2 protein-coding genes and 1 pseudogene are annotated in these 1,671 nt (G+C 43.9%); 2 read left to right on the top strand and 1 reads right to left on the bottom strand.

From position 1 onward, the window contains the following. Together V7L97_RS06175 and V7L97_RS06170 are read left to right on the top strand one after the other, a co-directional pair. Positions 1–889, top strand: an 889-nt coding sequence (locus V7L97_RS06175) for an energy transducer TonB (RefSeq protein WP_333654257.1), incomplete at its 5' end; no start/stop codon positions are given. Between the two features lie 18 nt (positions 890–907). Next, the gene (locus V7L97_RS06170) at positions 908–1,144 is read left to right on the top strand and encodes a hypothetical protein (RefSeq protein WP_333654255.1); all 237 of its coding nucleotides are present in this window, start codon (positions 908–910) and stop codon (positions 1,142–1,144) included. A gap of 10 nt (positions 1,145–1,154) precedes the next feature. Here the strand turns inward: V7L97_RS06170 and V7L97_RS06165 are convergent. Beyond that, positions 1,155–1,671, bottom strand: a pseudogene (locus V7L97_RS06165) (type II and III secretion system protein); the annotation flags it as partial.

Genomic DNA, 1,671 nt, shown 5'->3' with positions numbered 1-1,671 from the left:
TAAATATTTTATAAACTTTGCTATCCACGGTCTTTTAAATTCAGGCTATGTTAAAATAAAGAAATTGAGAAAATATTTAATTTACTCACTTATATTTCATATTTTACTGATTTCATTGGCCATTTTTCTTGTTCGGGAAAAGAAGGAAAAAGTACCCCCTCCTTTTTTTGCGCAGATCATCACTCCCGAGGAACTGCGACAAGAGAGGACATTGAGACCGCCCAAAAGTCCTGAAGCGCCAAAAAAAGAAAAGACTTTCAGGATGCCAAAGCTGCCTGAAGATATGCCTTCGCCGAAAGACCTTTCGGCTGCTCCATCCGGACGGTCATCCGGGCAAAAACTGCCAAAAGGTTCTTCAGATACGGACTCTGCTGCCACGTCTACTCCGCCAAAGGATGTTACAGGCAAAGAGGGAAAGGGTGAACTTCCTGCCCCGAGCGGAAACAGGCAGGGCACATCCGAAAAACCTGCACCAAAAACTTTCAGGGAGAAGTTCTTTGACAAAGATGTTATAGGCAAACTCGCACAAAAAGGGAAGGAGGAAACAAAAACCGATAACGGCATCACATTCGATACGCAGGAGTTCAAGTACTATGGCTATATGCAAAGGCTGAAGGAAAAAATAGAAGGCATATGGAGGTATCCTTCAGATGCTGCCGAGAAAGGGCTGTTCGGCGACCTGTATGTAAAGTTTACCATTAAAAAAAATGGGAAGTTAGGGACTGTTGAACTGGTCAGGACTTCAGGGCATAAGAGCCTTGACGACGCGGCAATCAAGGCATTAAAGGATGCCGAGCCTTACTGGCCCCTTCCAGACGAATGGGGAAAAGATGGGCTCACCATTACAGGGCATTTTGTCTACTCCCTGTACGGGGTTTACATCAGATAAGTCTGTTATAATATTTATATGAAGAGATTATATCTAAAGATCGGCGATAAGGTCAGGCATCTGAAATACTTTTCATGGGGCGTCGGAGAGGTTGTCGAAGAAAAACACTCTGACCTGCCCGGGGGTTTTTGTTTTGTGAGGATTGCCTTCCAGGACGGAGACGAGCGCTCGTTCATCAATGACCTGAGCAATGAACTCTGCTGTTATTATACAGGCATAAAGCTGATAGACGAATACAATATCTGGAAAACCTAAAGCAATCAGCTTATTGCTGTTTTACAATCCTCGGCGTTATGAAAATAAGCAACTCTTCGGAACTTGTTTCCTTGGTCTCCCTCTTAAAAAGCCAGCCAAGCAGTGGAATCTTGGAAAGTCCGGGCACTCCTGAATCATTGTCCGACTCTGAACTTTTCAGAATACCGCCAATAACAACGGTCTCGCCGTCCTTCACAAGCACCTGCGTTGATACTGCCCTCGTATCTATTGCCGGATTGCCTAATGAATCTTTGTTTGCATAATCGGGCTCGTCTTTATTTACGTCTATTTTCAAGAAAATTGTGCCGTCAGGTGCTACCTGTGGAGTCACAATTATCTTTAAATTTGCATCTATATAAGTTGTCGTAAATGTCCCCTGTGTTGCTCCCGGAGTAGTTATTGGTATTTTCTTGCCATGCCTTATAATTGCCTGCTCATTCTCAAGTGTCATAATCTTTGGCATTGAAAGCAGTTTTGCCTTGCCAACAGCCTCAATTGCAGACAGCCTCAGGTCTAAGCCAAAGGTT

Origin of the sequence: Dissulfurispira sp. (assembly GCF_036745535.1) — a bacterium.
Lineage (GTDB): Bacteria > Nitrospirota > Thermodesulfovibrionia > Thermodesulfovibrionales > Dissulfurispiraceae > Dissulfurispira.
The sequence above is the reverse complement of the archived record's forward strand: the minus strand, read 5'-3'. Positions and strand labels throughout refer to the sequence as shown.

Excerpts from the sequence above, each read along its gene's own strand:
- V7L97_RS06170 (WP_333654255.1), top strand. The coding sequence starts at position 908 with ATGAAGAGATTATATCTAAAGATCGGCGATAAGGTCAGGCATCTGAAA.